Source organism: Streptomyces sp. NPDC000075, assembly GCF_040301925.1.
Taxonomy (GTDB): Bacteria; Actinomycetota; Actinomycetes; order Streptomycetales; family Streptomycetaceae; genus Streptomyces; species Streptomyces polychromogenes.
The window spans coordinates 147,547-166,797 of sequence record NZ_JBEPFL010000010.1; the positions used below are offsets into that span (position 1 = coordinate 147,547).

At 74.6% G+C, this 19,251-nt stretch carries 9 protein-coding genes and 1 pseudogene; 9 read left to right on the forward strand and 1 reads right to left on the reverse strand.

The window, feature by feature from the left end:
* The first annotated feature begins 10 nt into the window (after positions 1-10).
* From ABT403_RS14870 to ABT403_RS14885, 4 genes are read left to right on the forward strand one after another with little or no spacing between them, the layout of a single operon-like run.
* Positions 11-3,820 (forward strand): non-ribosomal peptide synthetase, encoded by a 3,810-nt coding sequence (locus ABT403_RS14870; RefSeq protein ID WP_344161203.1) that lies wholly within the window; start codon positions 11-13, stop codon positions 3,818-3,820.
* 43 nt (positions 3,821-3,863) lie between these two features.
* Positions 3,864-4,601, forward strand: coding sequence for a thioesterase II family protein (locus ABT403_RS14875; RefSeq protein ID WP_344161200.1), 738 nt, complete (start codon positions 3,864-3,866; stop codon positions 4,599-4,601).
* Between the two features lie 36 nt (positions 4,602-4,637).
* A complete protein-coding gene (locus ABT403_RS14880) occupies positions 4,638-5,594 on the forward strand; it encodes an ATP-binding cassette domain-containing protein (RefSeq protein ID WP_344161197.1) in 957 nt (318 codons plus the stop codon).
* A complete protein-coding gene (locus tag ABT403_RS14885) occupies positions 5,591-6,352 on the forward strand; it encodes an ABC transporter permease (RefSeq protein WP_344161194.1) in 762 nt (253 codons plus the stop codon). The genes ABT403_RS14880 and ABT403_RS14885 overlap by 4 nt, the downstream gene beginning before the upstream one ends.
* Before the next feature lie 88 nt (positions 6,353-6,440).
* Here ABT403_RS14885 and ABT403_RS14890 read toward each other — a convergent pair whose 3' ends face one another.
* Positions 6,441-7,958, reverse strand: coding sequence for an FAD-dependent monooxygenase (locus ABT403_RS14890; RefSeq protein ID WP_344161191.1), 1,518 nt, complete (start codon positions 7,956-7,958; stop codon positions 6,441-6,443).
* A 322-nt stretch (positions 7,959-8,280) separates the two neighbouring features.
* Between ABT403_RS14890 and ABT403_RS14895 the strand changes: the two genes are divergently transcribed.
* From ABT403_RS14895 to ABT403_RS14915, 5 genes and pseudogenes are all read left to right on the forward strand, one after another.
* Entirely contained in the window at positions 8,281-8,511 is a 231-nt protein-coding gene (locus tag ABT403_RS14895) for a phosphopantetheine-binding protein (protein ID WP_344161188.1), read from the forward strand.
* Positions 8,508-9,758, forward strand: coding sequence for a cytochrome P450 (locus ABT403_RS14900; RefSeq protein WP_344161185.1), 1,251 nt, complete (start codon positions 8,508-8,510; stop codon positions 9,756-9,758). The genes ABT403_RS14895 and ABT403_RS14900 overlap by 4 nt, the downstream gene beginning before the upstream one ends.
* On the forward strand, positions 9,755-10,492 hold the full coding sequence (locus ABT403_RS14905; protein ID WP_344161182.1) for a thioesterase II family protein: 738 nt from the start codon (positions 9,755-9,757) through the stop codon (positions 10,490-10,492). Before ABT403_RS14900 ends, ABT403_RS14905 begins: the two co-directional genes overlap by 4 nt.
* Positions 10,493-10,547: 55 nt before the next feature.
* Positions 10,548-13,673, forward strand: coding sequence for a type I polyketide synthase (locus ABT403_RS14910; RefSeq protein WP_344161179.1), 3,126 nt, complete (start codon positions 10,548-10,550; stop codon positions 13,671-13,673).
* Positions 13,674-13,768: 95 nt separating this feature from the next.
* Positions 13,769-19,243: pseudogene (locus ABT403_RS14915) on the forward strand (type I polyketide synthase); the annotation flags it as partial.
* Positions 19,244-19,251: the final 8 nt, after the last annotated feature.

Below are 19,251 nucleotides of genomic sequence, written 5' to 3' on the forward strand. Positions count from 1 at the left end.
GAGTGAAGCAATGATCCCGCTGTCCTTCGTGCAACGTCGCACATGGTTCCTGCACCAGCTGGAGGGTGCGGAGACCTGGAACATCTCCTCGGCGTTCCGGCTGACCGGGCCACTGGACCGGGGCGCCCTCCTCGCGGCCCTCGGCGACCTCGTCGACCGGCACGAGATCCTGCGCACCGTCTACGAGACGGACGACGACGGGGAGCCGTACCAGGTCATCCTGCCGCTGGAGCGGGCGCTGGAGCAGGTGGCGGTCCCGGTGGCCGACGTGGCACCCGAGGACGAGGCCGCCGCCGTGGACGAGACCGTCGCCCACTGGTTCGACCTGGAGTCGGAGATCCCCCTGCGGGCCCGCCTGCTGCGCACCGGACCCGAGGAACACGTCCTGGTCCTGGTCATCCACCACATCGCCTCGGACGGCAGCTCGGGCGCGCCCCTGGCCCGCGACCTGGCCGCCGCCTACAACGCCCGCCGGGCCGGCCGGGCCCCGGCGTGGGAACCGCTGCCCGTCCAGTACAAGGACTTCACGATGTGGCAGCGCGAGGTCCTCGGCGACCTCGCCGACCCGGCGAGCCTGGGCGCGCGGCAGGTCGCGTACTGGCGGCGGGAACTGGACGGGGTGCCGCAGCCCCTCAACCTCCCGCTGGACCGCCCCCGTTCCGTGGAGGGCGGCACCGACGGCGACGCGGTGCCCATCCCCGTGCCGGCGCAGGTGATGGCCGGACTGCGGAAGCTCGCCGACGGGCGCGGACTGACCATGTCCATGGTCATGCAGGCCGCGCTCGGCGTGCTGCTGGGCAAGCTCGGCGGCGGCGAGGACATCCCCGTCGGCACGCCCATCGCCGGCCGCACCGACGAGGCCCTGAACGACCTCATCGGCTGCTTCGTCAACAACCTCGTCATCCGCATGGACCTCTCCGGCGACCCGACCTTCGCCGGCCTCCTCGCCCAGGTCCGCGACAAGGCGCTCGCCGCCTACGAGCACCAGGACGTCCCCTTCGAGGTGCTGGTCGAGCAGCTCAACCCCGACCGCTCCGCCGCCTACCGGCCGTTCTTCCAGGTCATGTGCGGCTGGCAGAACACCGAGAAGTGGTCCCTCGAACTCGACGGCCTCGACGTCGAGTACCGCCAGGCCCTCCTCGCGACCACCCAGGTCGACGTCTTCTTCAGCATGACCACCGACGAGAGCGGCGCCCTGCGCGGCGACATCTCCTACGCCACCCACCTCTTCGACCGCGACACCGTCGAGGACATGGCCGCCCGCTACGCCCGCGTCCTGGAACAGCTCGCCGCCGACCCGCTGACCCGCATCGGCGACGTGGACGTCCTCGTCGACGGCGAGCGGGAGCTGCTCCTCACCGAGGTCAACGACACCGCCGAGCCCACCCTCGAAGGGGGCCTGGCCGAGGCCGTGCGCCGGCACGCGGAGGCCGCCCCGGACGCCCTCGCCCTCATCGCCGACGAGGAGACGCTCACCTACCGCGAGCTGGAGGCCCGTTCGAACCGGCTCGCGCACTGGCTCGCCGCGCGCGGCGTGCGCGCCGAGTCGCTGGTCGCCGTGTGCCTGCCCCGGACCGCCGACCTGCCGGTGGCCCTCCTCGCCGTGCTCAAGGCCGGCGGCGCCTACGTACCGGTCGACCCGGACCACCCCCGCTCCCGCATCGACTTCGTCCTCGAACAGGCCAAGCCGGCGCTGGTCCTCGACGCCGGCACGCTCGCCGCGGCGGACTGCTCCGGCTACCCCGACACCCCGCCCGAGGTCACCGTCCACCCGGACAACACCCAGTACGTCATCTACACCTCAGGCTCGACCGGCACCCCCAAGGGCGTGACGATCCCGCGCGGCGCGGTGGCCAACTTCCTCGCCGCCGCAGGCCGCCGCTTCCCGCTCAGCCCCGCCGACCGGATGCTGTTCAGCACGACCGTGTCCTTCGACATGGCCAACACCGAGCTCTACCTCCCCTTCGTCTCCGGCGCCACCATGGTCCTGGCGAAGAAGGAGACCGTCACCGACCCCTCGGCCATGACCGCCCTGCTGCGCCGCCACGGCGTCACCGTGGTCCAGGCCACCCCCGGCTTCTGGCAGATGCTCCTCACCCACGAGCCCGAGGCGGCCCGGGGCCTGCGGATCATCACCGGCGCGGAGGCCGTCCCCGTCCGCCTCGCCGAGACCCTGGCCGAACAGGCCGCCGAGGCCGGCAACTGGTACGGCCCCTCCGAGACCACCACCTGGTCCACCACCGCCCCCCTCAAGGCCGGCGCGGGCGTGGCCATCGGCACCCCGATCGGCAACACGCAGGTGTACGTGCTGGACGCGCGGCTGCGCCCGGTCCCGCGCGGGGTGCAAGGGGAGCTGTACATCGCCGGCGACGGGCTCGCCCGCGGCTACCAGGACCGCCCTGAGCTGACCGCCGAACGGTTCGTGCCCTCCCCGTTCGGCCCCGCCGGCTCCCGGATGTACCGCACCGGCGACCTGGTCCGGTGGAACAAGGCGGGACAGCTGGAGTACCTCGCCCGCACCGACCACCAGGTCAAGGTGCGCGGGTTCCGCATCGAACTCGGCGAGATCGAGCACGTCCTGGCCGGGCACCCCGCCGTCTCGCGGGCGGCGGTCGTCGTCCGCGAGAACCGGCAGGGCGACAGGAACATCGTCGGCTACGTGGTGCCCGCGGCGGACGCGGACGCGCCCGCCGTCCTGCTCCCCGAACTCACCGAGTACCTGCGCGGACGCCTCCCCGACTACATGGTGCCCTCCGCGCTGATCCCCCTCGACGAGATCCCGCTGACGCCCAACGGCAAGCTCGACCGGCAGGCCCTGCCCGACGGGCACACCGCCGCCCCGGCCGGCGGCGCGCCGCGCAACTCCCACCAGGAGAGGCTGGCCGCCGTCTTCCGCGAACTGCTGGACCGCGAGGACGTCGGCGTCGACGACGACTTCTTCGCCCTCGGCGGCCACTCGCTGCTCGCCACCCGGCTCAGCGTCCGCATCCGCAAGGACTTCGACGTCGAACTGCCGCTGCGGACGATCATCAAGTTCCCGACGGTGGCCGAGCTCGCGGCCCTGCTGCTCGCCGGAGCCGTCCCCGACGAGGTCGCCGACCCCTTCGGCGTGGTCCTTCCGCTCAACAGCGACCCCGGCACCGGCAAGAAGCCCCTCTGGTTCTTCCACGGCGGCGGCGGCCTGGGCTGGGCGTACTTCAGCTTCGTCACGCACGTGCGGGACCGGCAGGCGTACGCCCTCCAGTCGCGCGGCGCCGACGGCCGGGCACCGCTGGTGGAGTCCATCGACGAGATGGTCGACCACTTCATCGAGGAGATGCTGGCGATCCAGCCGGAGGGCCCCTTCAACCTGGTCGGCTGGTCCTACGGCGGCACCCTCGTCCAGGCCGTCGCGGCGGGCCTGGACCGGCGCGGCCACGAGATCGCCCTCACGGCGATCCTGGACTCCCAGCCGGGCGGCCAGGGCTGGTCGGAGATCCACCGGAACAAGACGGTGGACGACTACCGCGACGAGCTGGAGGACTTCTTCGGCCAGTACATCGGCACCGGCAACCAGCAGGAGTTCCTCGACAACATGTCGAAGGTCCTCGCCAACAACACCAACCTGATGATGGATTGGGAATCCCCGGTCTACGACGGCGACGTCGTCTTCTTCCACGCCACCCTCAAGGACGAGATGTACGCCCACCTGTGGCGCCCCTACGTCCGCGGCGCGATCGAGGAGCACGACGTGGCCGCCACCCACCACGAGATGAACCTGCCCGGACCGGTGTCCGAGGTCTTCGAGGTCCTCAACCGCAAGCTGGCGGACCTGGCGTGACCGACCCGACGAACCGCCGCACGGATGATCGGAGCTGCTCGGCATGACGACGGAAACCACCCTGCTGTGCGTCCCCTTCGCGGGAGCCGGCCCCTCCTTCTTCCACCCGTGGCGCGAGCTCGCCGCCGGCCGGTGGCGCCTGACCTCGGTGGAGCTGCCGGGCCGGGAGCGGCGGATCATGGAGGAGCCGTACCGCAACGTCTACGAGGCGGCCAAGGGCTCGATCGACGACGTCATGGCCGACCTCGGCGAAGGCGCCCGGACCGTCCTGTTCGGGCACAGCCTGGGCGCCGTGCTCGCGTACGAGCTGGCCCACCTGCTGGGCGAGCGCGGGGTCCACGTCGAACGGCTGGTCGTCAGCGGCTCCCCGGGCCCCTGGACCCAGCGCGAGCGGCGCGCGGCGGGGCTGCCCGACGAGGAGTTCCTCGCCCGGGTCGAGGAGTTCGCGGGCTTCCGGCACGAGGCCCTGGACCACCCGGAGATGCGCGAGCTGATCCTGCCGGTCCTCCAGGCCGACTGCGAGATGCACGAGAGCTACGTACCGAGCACCGACGTCCCGCTGGCGGTGCCGATCTGCTCGCTGCGCGGCGCCGACGACGGCCTGGTCACCGCCGAGGAGGCCCGCCAGTGGCAGGCGGCGACCACCGCCGGCTTCACCTACGCGGAGTTCCCCGGCGACCACATGTACCTGGTCGACGCGGGCCGCGAGGTCCTCGACGTGATCGCCGAGCAGTCGCGGCGCACAGCGGATCCGAACTCCAGCGCCGTGTCAGGGGCGTGACAGGTGGATGACAGGCCCCGAGAGGAAAGTGGAGGCATGAGAAGTTCAGCGATCGCAGTTTCAGGGCTGCGTAAGGCATACGGTGACAAGGTCGTGCTCGACGGCATCGACTTCGACGTCGCCGCGGGATCGGTCTTCTCCCTGCTCGGCCCCAACGGTGCCGGCAAGACGACGACGGTCAACGTCCTGACGACCTTGATGAAGGCCGACGCCGGCACCGTGCACGTCGCCGGGCACGACGTGGCGACCGAGACCAAGCGGGTGCGCGGGGCCATCGGCGTCACCGGCCAGTTCGCCGCGGTCGACGAGCTGCTGTCGGGCCGGGAGAACCTCACGCTGATGGCGGACCTGAAGCGCGTGCGCGACGGCGGCCGCGTGGTCACGGGGCTGCTGGAGCGGTTCGACCTCGTCGAGTCGGCGGACAAGCAGGCCTCGACCTACTCCGGCGGTATGCGCCGGAAGCTGGACCTGGCGATGACCCTGGTCGGCAACCCGCAGGTGATCTTCCTGGACGAGCCGACCACGGGTCTCGACCCGCGCAGCCGGCGCACCATGTGGGGGATCGTCCGCGAGCTGGTCGCCGAGGGCACCACCATCTTCCTCACCACCCAGTACCTGGAGGAGGCGGACCAGCTCGCCGACCGGATCGCGGTCCTCAACCAGGGCCGCCTGGTCGCCCAGGGCACCCCCGAGGAGCTCAAGCGCCAGATCCCCGGCACCCACGTCCGGTTCCGCTTCGCCGACCTCGTCGAACTCGACGCGGCGGCCCGGGTCCTGACCGAGGCCTCCCGGGACGAGGAGGAGCTCACCCTGCGGGTGCCCGGCGACGGCGAGACCCGCTCCGTGCGGGCCCTGCTCGACCGCCTCGACGCGCACGGCATCGACGCCCAGGAGTTCTCCGTGCAGCGCCCGGACCTCGACGACGTCTTCCTCGCCCTGACCGAGCAGACGGCGGGCACCCAGCACACCGGCAAGGAGGCGATCGCACAGTGAGCACGGTCTCGACACCGCTGGCCGATTCGGCGATCATGCTGCGCCGCAACCTGAAGCACACCGTGCGCAACCCCGTCACGGTCTTCAACGCGGTCCTGTTCCCCATCATCATCATGCTCATGTTCGTCGGGGTGTTCGGCGGCGCCTTCAGCGTCGGCGAGGACTACGTGGACTACGCCACGCCCGGCCTGCTCGTCATGGCCATCAGCTACGGGCTGGGCGCCACCGCCACCGCCGTCAACGACGACATGACCAAGGGCATCATCAACCGCTTTAAGGTCATGGACGTCTCCCGCGGCGCCATGCTCACCGGACACGTCATCGTCACCTCGGTGCGCTGCCTGGTGGCCTGCGCGGCCATCGTCGGCGTGGCCTTCGCCATGGGCTTCGACCCGGCCGCGAGCGCCCTCGACTGGCTCGGCGTCGTCGGCGTCATCGTGCTGCTGAGCTTCGCGGCCGGCTGGCTCACCGTCGCCACCGGACTGGCCGCCAAGACCGTGGAATCGGCCGGCCTGGCCTCCGTACCGCTGATCATGCTGCCGTTCCTGAGCACCGCCTTCGTCCCCGCGGAGACCATGGGCACGGGCATCCGGCAGTTCGCGGAGTACCAGCCCTTCACCCCGATCATCGAGACCCTGCGCGGACTGCTCCAGGGCCACCCGTCGGGCGGCGACGCCATCGCCGCCGTCGCCTGGTGCCTCGGGCTCGCCCTCCTCGGCTACCTCTGGGCGGTCTCCACGTTCAACAAGCGGGCCTGACCCGGCCCCGGCCGCGGACGACGCGAAGGGCGGCCGCCGCACCCCCGGCAGGGGGTCCGGCGGCCGCCCTCCGTGCGTCCGCCCCCGCTCACCCCCGCCGGGCCGGACCGAACCAGGTGGTGAGCGCCGTCCGCAGCGCCGCCGCCCGCTCCGCGCCCACCGAGTCCGCCGCCCAGGCCACATGGCCGTCGGGGCGGATCAGCAGGGCGGCCGGAGCGGGCACCTCGCCGACGGGCGGGACCGGCCAGGAGGCGTCCTCGCTGCGCGCCTCCACGAGGTCCACCCGGTCGGTCCAGCCCTCCGCGGCCGCCGCGACCTCCCCGCCGCCGCGCAGGTCGAGCAGGACCGGGCGGCCCGCGTGCAGCAGCGGGTACACGCCGGTGACGCCGCCGTCCGTCTTGAGGTCGGCGTCGAAGACCCGGCGCCCCTCCATCGGGTGGTCGCCGCCCACCGGGTAGCGGACGTCCAGGGCGGTCAGCATGTGCCGCAGCACCCGGTTGACGTCGTCGAAGACCATCAGCGAGCCGAACACCTCGCGCAGCGCGTCCGTCGCCGCGCCCGGCCGGGCCAGGGCCGCCTGCGCCCGGGTGTTGTGCAGCACCCGCTCCCCGACGGGGTGGCGCTCGGCGTGGTAGCTGTCCAGCAGCTCCTCCGGCGCCCGGCCCGCGACCACCGAGGCCAGCTTCCAGCCCAGGTTGACCGCGTCCTGCACGCCCATGTTCAGCCCCTGCCCGCCGGCCGGGAAATGGATGTGCGCGGCGTCGCCCGCCAGCAGCACCCGGCCCCTGCGGTACTCGGCGGCCTGCCGCGCGGCGTCGTTGAACCGGGAGACCCAGCGGGGGGCGCGCATGCCGAAATCGGTCCCCGCGACCCGGATCAGCGACTCCCGCAGCTGCTCGAACGTCGCCGGCTCGTCGCGGTCCGCGACCCGGTCGTACTCGGAGGTGATCACCCGGTACCAGCCCGGCTCGAAGGCGATCGCCGAGTAGTCGCCGCCCGGTGTGCGCCGCACCCAGACGTAGTCCTCGGGCAGGTCCGGGAGTTCGACGTCGCCGATCAGCGCCGTCATCGTCGCCTCCGTGCCGGGGAAGCCGATGCCCGCCAGCTTGCGCACCGTGCTGCGCCCGCCGTCACAGCCCACCAGATAGCGGGCGCGCAGCCGCGCGCCGCCCTCCCCGCCGGTCTCCAGCGCGACCGTCACCGTCTCCGCGTCCTGGTGGATCCCGCTCACCGCGGCCGACCGCCGGATCCGCACGCCGAGTTCGAGCGCCCACTCCTCCAGGAGCCGCTCGACGGCCGACTGGAGGATCATCAGCGGATAGGGGTGCCTCGACTCCGACTCGTCGAACTCCAGATAAAGACCGGAGAAATGGCCGACCGGCTGCGGTTCGCCCTCCGCCAGGAACCGGTCGAGGATCCCGCGCTGGTCCAGCACCTCCAGGGTGCGCGAGTGGATCCCGCCGGCCCGGGACTCGCCCGTCCGCTCCGCGAGCCGCTCGACCACCACCACGTCCGCGCCCGCCAGCCGCAGCTCGCAGGCGAGCATCAGCCCCGTCGGCCCGGCACCCGCGACGATCACGTCCGCGTCCGTACCCGTATGCCCCACGTCGTTCCCCCTCGTTCGACTGCGCCTCTAACGCCGTTAAATCACCCTCACGTTCACTGAACCCGAATCGGCCGGTCAAGGAACGCCACCGCCGGGACGGGACGGCCGGACCTCTCTTGTCCCGCCGGCGGGACGGCCGGCGGGAGCAGGACCGCCGGCGCACTCTCAACCCCATTCGCCGGCGGACGCCGGGCACCGCCGAAGCGGTACGGGCCGCCGCGCATCCACGCGAGACTCGGTCCGGCCGCTCGAGGACGTGTCCCGCCGGCGGGACGGCACGGCCGGGGGAACCCCCGGCCGGCGGAGGAAGGACAGACGGGCAATGGGATCTTTGGGCCAGGAAATCGCGGAGCTCTGGGGAGAACACCTCGGCCGCGAGGTCGGCGTGGAGGACGACTTCTTCACGATCGGCGGCAACTCCCTCAGCGGCATCAAGATCATCGAACGGGTCACGGAGCAGTACGGCGTCACGCTGTCCGTCCGTGACTTCTACCTGGCGCAGACCCCGGCCCGGGTCGCCGAGCTGATCGAGCAGGGCAGGACCGGGGCGTGAGGCTCACGCCGGGTCCCGCCCGCGACACCGGCCTCGCCGGCGTCGACCTGTTCGACCTGGACCTCTACGGCTCCGGCGACCCGCACCCCGTCTGGGACCTGATGCGGGAGCAGGCGCCCCTGCACCAACAGGTCCTGCCGGACGGCCGCGAGTTCTGGTCGGTCACCCGCTACGAGGACGTCCGCCGCGTCCTGAGCGACCACCGCGAGTTCACCTCCGAACGCGGCACGGTCCCCACCCACCTCGGGACGGACGACCCCGCCGCCGGGGTGCTGATGACCTCCACCGACCCGCCGCGGCACACCGAGGTCCGCCGGCCGCTCGGCTCCAAGCTCACCGCGCGCGCGGTCCGGGTCTGGGAGGAGCGCATCCGCGCCACGGTCGTCCGCTTCCTGGAACCCGCCCTGGACGGCGCCGTCTTCGACCTGGCCGAAGAGGCACTGCTGCTGCCCGCGCTGGTCACCGGACCGCTGCTCGGCATCCCGGAGAAGGACTGGGAGGAGCTGGTCCGGCTGACCGCCATGGTGACGGCCCCCTCGGACCCGCACTTCCGCCTGGGCAGCGAGGCCGCGACCCTGGCCATCTCCCACCACGAGCTCCTCACCTACGTCCGCGACTGGGCCCGCACCCACCGGGCCGCCGGCGTGGAGGACGAGAGCCTGCTCCACCACCTCACGAGCGTCCGCCCCGGCGGCGAGCCGCTGTCCGACGAGGAGATCGCCCTCGACGGCTACAGCATCCTGCTCGGCGCCAACGTCACGACCCCGCACACCGTCTCCGGCACGGTCCAGGCGCTCATCGAGCGCCCCGAGCAGTACCGCAAGGCGGCCGCCGACCCGGCCCTGGTCCCGAACCTCGTCGAGGAGGGCCTGCGCTGGACCTCGGCCGCCTGCAACTTCATGCGGTACGCGGTGGACGACGTCGAGATCGCCGGGGGCACCGTCCCGGCCGGCGGCGCGGTCGTGGCCTGGATCGGCTCGGGCAACCGGGACGCGTCCGTCTTCCCCGACCCGCACTCCTTCGACATCACCCGGGCCGGGGCCAAGCGCCACGGCGCCTTCGGGTTCGGCCCGCACTTCTGCATCGGCGCCCCGCTGGCCCGGATGACGCTGCGCGTCTTCTTCGAGGAACTGCTCGCGCGCTTCGAGTCCCTCGAATTCGCCGGCGAACCGCAGCACCTGCGGTCGTACTTCATCGCCGGCCTGACCCACCTGCCCGTCACCGGCGAGAAACGGCGGACCCCATGACCCCCGGCACCACCACCGCCCCCTCGCCGTGGTTCGTCCGCCCGCCCTCCGCCGACGCCCCCGCCCGGCTCCTGTGCTTCCCCTTCTCCGGCTCCGGGGCCTCGGCCTTCAGCGCCTGGCCCGCCGCGATCGGCGGGGCGGAGGTCTGCCCGGTGCAGTTCCCCGGCCGCGAGAACCGGCTGGCGCACCCGCACTACGGCACCTACGAGGACCTGGCCGACAGCCTCGTCGAGCCGCTGGCACCGCTCCTGGACCGGCCGTACGCGGTCTTCGCGCACTGCGCCGGGGCGATGCCCGCGTACGAGACCGTGCTCCGGCTCGCCGCCCGCGGCCTGCCCGGACCGGAGTGCCTCTACGTGTCGGCCCAGCCCGCCCCGCACGAGGCCTCGCGCGACCGGATGCTCGGCCTGACCGAACCCGAACTGCGCGCCGAACTGGAGGCGTTCGTGCGCGGCCGGGGGATCGAACCCCGGCCGGACATGATCGACCTGGGCATGTTCACGCTGCTGCGCGACCACGCCGCCGCCGGCGCCTACCGGCGGACGGAGCCGGTCCGGCTGGACTGCCCGATCGTCGTCCTGCACTGGCGCGACGACGCCGACGTGAGCCCGGAGGACCTCGAAGGGTGGCGCCGGTACTCGGACTCGGTCGAGTTCCGGGTGGTCGGGGGCGGCCACTACGACTTCATGGACGCGCCGGACGAGCTGCTGGAGTCCCTGACCTCCTGGCGGTGACGCCCCAGCCGCCCGCCCCCGAGCGACAAGCCGAGAGAACCGGAAGGGAATGCGTATGAACGGCGCCGCCGCCGACATCGCCGTCATCGGGATGTCGTGCCGGTTCCCCGGTGTGAACGACCCGCGCGCGTTCTGGCGCCTCCTGCACGACGGGGAGTCCACCGTCGGGACGTTCCCCGCCTCCCGGGCGGCCGGAGCGGACCGCACGGCCCATCCGGACGCGGCCACCCTGGAGCGGGGCTCCTTCCTCGACTCCATCGACGGCTTCGACGCCGCGTTCTTCGGCGCGGGACCGGCGGAGGCCGCCGCCATGGACCCGGTGCAGCGCCTGGGCCTGGAGCTCGCCTGGGAGGCCGTCGAGGACGCGGGCGTCCCGGCGGGCACCCTCGCCGGCCGCGAGGTCGACGTCGTGGTCGGCACCGCCCCGTCCGGGTACGACCTGCTGCGCAGGCTCTCCGGAACCGACCGGGACGACCACTACGCCGCCCTCGGCTCCAACGGGGCGATGATCGCCAACCGGATCTCCGCCCTGTTCGACGTCCGCGGCATGAGCTTCTGCGCGGACTCCGGCCAGTCCTCCTCCCTGGTGTCGCTGGCCCTGGCCTGCGAACGCATCCGCGCTGGCGCGGTCGACCTGGCCCTGGCGGGCGGCGTGCACCTGATCGCCGATCCGGACGCGGGAACGGCCCTGGCCAACCTGGGCGCCCTGTCGCCCGACGGCCGCTGCCACACCTTCGACGAGCGGGCCAACGGCTTCGCCCGGGGGGAGGGCGGGGCGTTCGTCCTGCTGAAGCGGCTCGACCTCGCCCTCGCCGACGGCGACCACGTCTACGCGGTGGTGCGCGGCTGGGGCGTCGCCAGCGGCGGCGCGACCACCCGGATGCCCGACCCCAGCCCCGCCGGGCAGGCGGCCGCCGTCCGGGCCGCCCTCGCCCGTGCGGACGTCCCCTTCGACACCGTCGACTACGTCGAGGCCCACGGCACCGGGACCCGCATGGGCGACCCTGCCGAGGCGGCGGGCCTGCGCGAGGTGTTCCGGGCGACCGGCCGCCGGCGGCCCCTGGTCATCGGCTCGGTGAAGACGAACGTCGGGCACCTGGAGCCGGCCGCGGGCATCGTCGGCTTCGTCAAGGCGGCGCTCTGCCTGGACCGCGCCCAGCTCGTCCCCAGCCTGAACTTCCGCTCCCCGAACCCCGCCATCGCCGGTTTCCACGAGCACTTCGAGGTCCTGACGGCCGCCCGCCCCTGGCCGGCCGTGCCCGGGCGGCCCCGGCGCGCGGGCGTCTCGGCCTTCGGCATGGGCGGCACCAACGCGCACGTGATCCTGGAACAGGCCCCCGACGCCGCCGTGGTGTCCGGCGCGGCCCCCGCCACCCCGGCGGCCACCGGCGGTGACCCGGTCTCCGGGGTCCTGCCGTGGGTGCTCTCCGCCCGCTCGGAGCCGGCCCTGCGGGAACAGGCGGCGCGGCTGCGGGACCTGGTCGCCGCCGACGCCTCGCTGTCCCCCGCCGACGTCGGCCACTCGCTGGCCGCGACCCGCTCGCGCTTCGAGCACCGGGCGGTCGTCCTGGGCTCCGGCCGCGACGAGGCCCTGGAGGCCCTCGGCCTCTTCGCGGCGGGCGGTGACCCGGCGAACGTGGTGCGCGGCACGGCCGCCGAGCCGGCCGGCCCGGTCGTGTTCGTCTTCCCGGGCCAGGGCTCGCAGTGGGCGGGCATGGGCCGGCGGCTCTACGACGGGTCGGAGGTCTTCGCCCGCTCGGTCGACGCGTGCGCGAAGGCCCTCGCACCGCACGTCGACTGGGACGTGGTGGACGTGCTGACCGGTGCGCCGGGGTCCGCGTCGCTGGAGCGGATCGAGGTCGTCCAGCCGGCGCTGTTCGTGATGCTGGTGTCCCTGGCACGGATGTGGAACGCGCTGGGCGTGACCCCGGACGCGGTCGTCGGCCACTCCCAGGGCGAGATCGCCGCGGCCCACGTCGCGGGCGCCCTGACCCTTCAGGACGCGGCCCGGATCGTGGCCCTGCGCTCCCGGCTGCTCGCCACCGTCGCGGGGCAGGGCGCCATGGCCGGCGTCCTGCTGCCCGAGGCCCGGGTGCGCGAACTGATGGCGCGGTGGGGCGACCGGATCGGGATCGCCGCCGTCAACGGACCCCACTCCACCACCGTCTCGGGCGAGAGCGCGGCCGTCGGGGAACTGGTCGCGGACTGCGAGGCCCGGGGTGTGCGCGCCCGGCTGATCCGGTCCACCGTCCCCGGGCACTCGCCGCTGCTGGACCGGTTCGAGGGACCGCTGACGGAGGGGCTGGGCCCGATCACCCCCGGGCGGGCGACGGCGGCGATCCACTCGACGGTGACCGGCGGCCCGGTCGACCCGGCCGTCCTGGACACCGCCTACTGGTTCCGCAACCTGCGGCACACCGTCCGCTTCGAGGCCGCCACGCGGCACCTCATCGAGCAGGGCCACACCACCTTCATCGAGATCAGCCCGCACCCCGTCCTCCAGGTGGCGATCGAGGAGACGGCCGACGCGCTGGGCGCCTCGCCCGTGGTCGTCGCCACCCTGAGCAAGCACGACGGGAGCCCGGGCAAGGTCCTGGAGTCCCTGGCCGCCCTCCACGTACGCGGTGGGCCCGCCGACTGGGACGCGGTGTTCGCCGGGGCCCGGCCGCGCCGGATCGCGCTGCCGACCTACCCGTTCCGCCGGCAGCGGTACTGGCTGACCCCGCCCGAGGAGACGGCCGCCGCGCGGCCCGGCGCAAGCGGCGCCGCGACGGACCTGGGCTCGCGGGAGGCGGTCCTCGCCCTGGTGTGCGCCGAGACGGCGGCGCTGCTGAGCGCCGAGTCCCCGGGCCTGACGGGCGCCGCCCTCGCGGCGCGGGCGACGCAGACCTTCAAGGACCTGGGCTTCGACTCCGCCCGGGCGGTGGGGCTGCGCAACCGGCTCACGGCCGCGGCCGGGGTACGGCTCCCGGCCACCGTGGCCTTCACCCACCCCACGCCCGAGCGGCTCGCCGGCCACCTCTTCTCCCTCCTGGCACCCGAGGTACCGCAGGCACCCGGAGAACCCGGGGCGGCAGGGGCACCGGAGGCCCGGCGGGCCCCGGGGACGGCGGAGGAGACCGGCCCGGAACCCGCCGGTGACGACGACCTGTACGCGCTGATCGACCGCGGATACGTGTAACCGCCGTAACCGCACCTGTACTTGCCGAGCAACGGTTGGGGGAGGCCCTGGTGGAGGATGTCGACAAGCTCCGCTCCTACTTGCGACGCGCCGTCGGCGACGCGCGGGAGCTGCGCGAGCGGGTGCGCGAGCTGGAGGAAGCCGCTCGCGAGCCCATCGCGGTCGTGGGGGCGGGGTGCCGCTTCCCGGGCGGGGTGACCTCCCCCGAAGGACTGTGGCGGCTCGTCTCCGACGGGGTGGACGCCATGGGGCCGTTCCCCGAGGACCGGGGCTGGGACCTGGAGGCGCTGTACTCCGAGGACCCCGGGGCGCCCGGGACGACGTACGCGCGCGCGGGCGGGTTCCTCTCCGGCCTCGCCGAGTTCGACGCGCCGTTCTTCGGCATCAGCCCGCGCGAGGCCCTCGCCATGGACCCGCAGCAGCGGCTGATGCTGGAGACCTCCTGGGAGGCGCTGGAACGCGCCGGGATCGACCCGGCCGGGCTGCGGGGTTCGGCGACCGGGGTGTTCACCGGCCTCTACTCCGTCGACTACGGCCCCCGCATGGGCGGCGCGGCGGCCGGCGAGGTCGAGGGCTACGCGCTCGCCGGGACGTACACCAGCGTGGCCTCCGGGCGCGTGGCGTACGTCCTGGGGCTGGAGGGCCCCGCGGTCTCCACCGACACCGCCTGCTCCTCCTCCCTCGTCGCCGTCCACCAGGCCGTCCGCTCCCTGCGTTCCGGGGAGTGCTCCCTCGCCCTGGCCGGCGGGGTGTCGACGATGCCCACCCCCGGGGTCCTCGTGGAACTCGGGCGCCAGCGCGGCCTGTCGGCCGACGGCCGGTGCAAGGCCTTCGCCGACGCGGCGGACGGCACCGGCTTCTCCGAGGGCGCGGGCGTCCTCGTCCTCGAACGCCTCTCGGACGCGCTGCGCCACGGGCGCCGCGTCCTCGCGGTGATCCGCGGCTCGGCGGTCAACCAGGACGGCGCGTCCAACGGGCTGACCGCGCCGAACGGCCTGGCCCAGGAGAAGGTCGTCCGGGCGGCCCTGGCCGACGCCGGACTGTCCGCCGCGGACGTGGACGCGGTCGAGGCGCACGGCACCGGTACGACCCTGGGCGACCCCCTGGAGGCGGAGGCGCTGCTGGCCTCCTACGGGCAGGACCGGGACCCGGACAGCCCGCTGTGGCTGGGCTCGCTGAAGTCGAACATCGGCCACACCCAGGCCGCCGCCGGCGTCGGCGGGATGATCAAGATGATCATGGCGCTGCGCCACGGGGTGCTGCCCGCCACCCTCCACGTCGACCGGCCCTCGCGGCACGTGGACTGGGACTCCGGCGCGGTCCGGCTGCTCACCGAGGCCAGGCCGTGGACCGGCGCGCCCGGGCGGCCCCGGCGGGCCGGCGTCTCCGCGTTCGGGATCAGCGGCACCAACGCCCACCTGATCCTCGAACAGGCCCCTGCACCGGCCCCCGAACAGACCTCCGCACCGGCCCCCGAACAGGCCCCCGAACAGACCTCCGCGCCGGCCCCCGGGGAGGCCGGCGCCCCGGCGCACGACGGCACCCCCCGGTCGGTGCCCTGGGTCCTGTCGGCCCGCTCGCCCGAGGCCCTGCGGGAGCAGGCCCTGCGGCTGCGGGACCACGTGGCCGCAGACCCGGACCTGCCGCTCGCCGGCGTGGGCCGGGCCCTGGTGACCACCCGCTCGCTCTTCGACCACCGCCGGGTGGTCGTCGGCGCCGACCGGGACGGGCTGCTCGCCGCCCTGACGGCCGCCGCCGAGGGCGACGGCGCGGCCGCTCCCGCCCGTCCCGGGGGCAAGACCGTGTTCGTCTTCCCCGGCCAGGGCTCCCAGTGGGTGGGCATGGGCCGCGAACTGTGGGAGACGTCCCCGGTGTTCGCGCGCCGGATGCGCGAGTGCGCCGACGCGCTCGCCCCGCACGTCGACTGGTCCCTCCACGAGGTCCTCGGGGACGAGGGGGCGCTGGAGCGGGTGGACGTCGTCCAGCCCGCGTTGTGGGCCGTGATGGTCTCGCTGGCCGAGCTGTGGCGCTCGTACGGGGTACGGCCCGAGGCCGTGGTGGGCCACTCGCAGGGGGAGATCGCCGCCGCGTGCGTCGCGGGCGCCCTCTCGGTCGAGGACGCCGCCAAGGTGGTGGCGCTGCGGTCCAGGGCGATCCTGGCCCTGTCCGGGCTCGGCGGGATGGTGTCCGTCGAACTCCCGGCGGACGCCGTCCGCGCACGGCTCACCGACGGCCTGTCCGTCGCGGCGGTCAACGGGCCCTCCTCCGTCGTGGTCTCGGGGGACGTGGCCGCGCTGGAAGCGCTGCTGGCCGCCTGCGAGGCGGACGGGATCCGGGCCCGCCGCATCCCCGTCGACTACGCCTCCCACTCCGCGCACGTCGAGGCGATCCGCGAGGAACTCGGGCGCCTGCTCACGGACCTGAAGCCCCGCCCGGCACGGATCCCGTTCTTCTCGACCGTGACCGCCGGCCGGCTGGACACGACGGCCCTGGACGCCGAGTACTGGTACACCAACCTGCGCCGCACCGTCCGCTTCGAGGAGACGACCCGGGCCCTGGCCGCCGAGGGCTTCCGCTGGTTCGTGGAGGCCTCCGCCCACCCGGTCCTGACCTTCGGCGTCGAACAGACCCTCGACGACGCGGGCGCGGACGCCCTCGCCGTGGGCACCCTGCGCCGGGGCGAGGGCGGCCTCGCCCGCTTCCACCGCTCGGCGGCCGAGGCCTTCACCGCCGGAGCCGCGGTGACCTGGGAGAGCGCCTTCCCGGACGACGGCGGCCCGTTCACCGAACTGCCCACCTACGCCTTCCAGCGCCAGCGCTACTGGCTGGGCACCCCCGCCGAGGGCACCGGCGCGAGCACGTCCGACCATCCGCTGCTCGACGCCGTCGTCGACCTGCCCGCGGGCTCCGGCGCCACCGGCGGCGTCGCGGCCGGCGGCCGGCTCTCCCTCGAACGCCACCCCTGGCTCGCCGGCCACACCGTCCACGGCGCCGCCCTGGTACCGGCCCCCGTCCTGCTGGAACTGGCCCTCTGGGCCGCCCACCGCGCGGGCGGCGACGCCGTCGCCGAACTCACCCTGGAAGCCCCGCTGGTGCTGCCCCGCACGGGCGAGCGCGAGATCCGCGTCCTCGTCGACGGCGAGGGGACCATCGGCGTCCACTCCCGGGGCGAGGGCGAGGCGGACTGGACCCGCAACGCCGCCGGCGCCGTCGGAACCGGCCCCGCACCCGGCCGCCCCGAGGACCTCCCCGCCGCCTGGCCCCCCGCCGGCGCGGTCCCCGTCCCGTTCGAGGACGAGTACGACCGGCTGTCCGCCCTCGGCTTCCGCTACGGGCCCCTCTTCCGCGGCCTGCGCACGGTGTGGCGCGACGGCGACACCCTCCTCGCCGAGGCCGAGCTGCCCGCCGCCGACGGCGCGGGCGGCCGCTACCGGCTCCACCCGGCACTGCTCCACGCCGCGCTCCTGCCGGCCGGCCTCGGCGGGATCACCGACGCCTCCCGGCCCGAAGGCTGGCTGCCCCGGCGCGTCACCGGCCTGCGCGCCGAGCCGGCCGGGCCCGGCGTCCTGCGCGTCCGCCTCGCGCCCGCCGGGGAGAACACCCTGTCCCTGACCCTCGCGGACGGCGCCGGAACCCCCCTCGGCGGCATCGAGGCGCTGACCCTGCACCCCGCCGACGTCGGGGAGCTGACCGCCCTGGGCTTCGACCACCACGACTCCCTGTTCCGGGTGGACTGGACCCCCCTCCCCCTGCCCGCCGCCCCCGGCGGACTCCCCGCCACCCCGGACCAGGACGCGCGCGTCTTCGCCGACCCGGGTGAACCCGCCGCCCCGGACGGGCCGGTGCCCCCCGTCGTCCTCGCCCCCGTCGACCTCGCGGACGCCGGCGCCGACGGCGCCGGCACCCCCGACCGCGTCGAGCGGACCCTGCGCTCCGTCCTGCGCCGCACCCGGGAGTGGCTCGCCGACGACCGGTGCGCCGGCTCCCGCCTGGTCTTCGTGACCCGTGACGCGGTCGGCGACGACCCGGCGGCGCCCGCCGACCCGGCCGCGGCCGCTGTCTGGGGCTTCGTCCGCAGCGCGCAGACCGAGAACCCGGGCCGCTTCACGCTCGTCGACACCGACGGCACGCCCGCCTCCCTCGCCGCCCTCCCGGCGGCGGCCGCCTCCGGCGCGCCCCAGATCCGGCTGCGGGCCGGAGCGGCGGCCACCCCGGTCCTGGCCCGCGCCGAGGGCGCCCCGGACGGCGTACCGGCCCTCGGCTCCGGCACCGTCCTGATCACGGGGGGCACCGGCGGCCTGGGTGCCAAGCTCGCCCGCCACCTCGTGGAGCGGCACGGCGTACGCCGGCTGCTGCTGGCCGGCAGGCGGGGCCCCGAGGCCCCGGCGGCGGCCGCGCTGCGCACCGAGCTCACCGGCGCGGGAGCGCACGTGGACGTCGTCGCCTGCGACGTCGCCGACCGCGACTCCGTCGCCGCGCTCCTCGCCGCCGTACCGGCCGGGCACCCGCTGAGCGCGGTGGTCCACTGCGCGGGCGTGCTGGCCGACGGGGTCGTCGAGACGCTGACCGAGGACCGGGTGGCGGAGGTCCTCGCGCCGAAGGTCCGCGGCGCCTGGCACCTGCACGAGCTGACCCGGCACCTGGACCTGTCCGCGTTCGTGCTGTTCTCCTCGGTCGCGAGCGTCCTCGGCACGGCCGGACAGGCCGGCTACGCGGCGGCGAACGGGTTCCTCAACGGCCTCGCGGAGGCCCGCCGGGCCGGCGGACTGACCGCCACCTCCCTGTGCTGGGGCTTCTGGGCCGAGCGCAGCGAGATGGTCGCCGGCCTCGCCGACACCGACGTCGTACGCCTGCGCCGGCAGGGCGTCCTGCCGCTGGCCTCGTCGGACGGGCTCGCCCTCTTCGACCTGGCCCTCTCGCTGGACGAGCCCGTCCTGGTCCCGGCCCGGCTGGACCCCGCCGCCCCCGGCGCGGTCTCCCCGCTGCTGGCCGCGCCGGGCGGTGCCCCCGGGGGCCCGGGGGACGGCGGCCACGGCGAACCGGACCCGGCGCGGCGGCTCGCGTCCCTGCCGCCCGAGGAGGCGCGGGCGGCGCTCCTCGACGCGGTCCGCACGCAGACCGCGCTCGTCCTCGGCCACCGCGACACCGCCCGGATCGGCCCGCACACGGCGTTCAAACAGCTCGGGCTCGACTCGCTGACCGCCCTGGAACTGCGCAACAAGCTGTCGGCGGCGACCGGTCTGAAGCTGTCCGCCACGATCGTCTTCGACCACCCGAACCCGGCCGCCCTCGCCCTGTTCCTGTTCGAGGGCCTCGCCTTCGAGACGGCGGCCCCGCCGTCCCCGGCCGACTCCCTGGCGCAGGAGATCGAACGGCTGGGCGCCCGGCTGGAGGACGCCTTCCTCCGGCTCGAAGCGGCGGACCGCACCACCATTTCCACTCTGCTCGGCGAGCTGCAGGGCCGAGTCCGCGCGATGGCGGGCGCCGGATCACCGGTCGCCATCGTCGACCAGATCACTTCGGCCTCAGCGGGAGAGCTCCTCGCGCTGCTGGACAAAGAGCTCGGCTAGGGGAGAGC

Excerpts from the sequence above, each read along its gene's own strand:
- ABT403_RS14880 (WP_344161197.1), top strand. The coding sequence starts at position 4,638 with ATGAGAAGTTCAGCGATCGCAGTTTCAGGGCTGCGTAAGGCATACGGT.
- ABT403_RS14875 (WP_344161200.1), top strand. The coding sequence starts at position 3,864 with ATGACGACGGAAACCACCCTGCTGTGCGTCCCCTTCGCGGGAGCCGGC.
- ABT403_RS14870 (WP_344161203.1), top strand. The coding sequence starts at position 11 with ATGATCCCGCTGTCCTTCGTGCAACGTCGCACATGGTTCCTGCACCAG.
- ABT403_RS14895 (WP_344161188.1), top strand. The coding sequence starts at position 8,281 with ATGGGATCTTTGGGCCAGGAAATCGCGGAGCTCTGGGGAGAACACCTC.
- ABT403_RS14910 (WP_344161179.1), top strand. The coding sequence starts at position 10,548 with ATGAACGGCGCCGCCGCCGACATCGCCGTCATCGGGATGTCGTGCCGG.
- ABT403_RS14905 (WP_344161182.1), top strand. The coding sequence starts at position 9,755 with ATGACCCCCGGCACCACCACCGCCCCCTCGCCGTGGTTCGTCCGCCCG.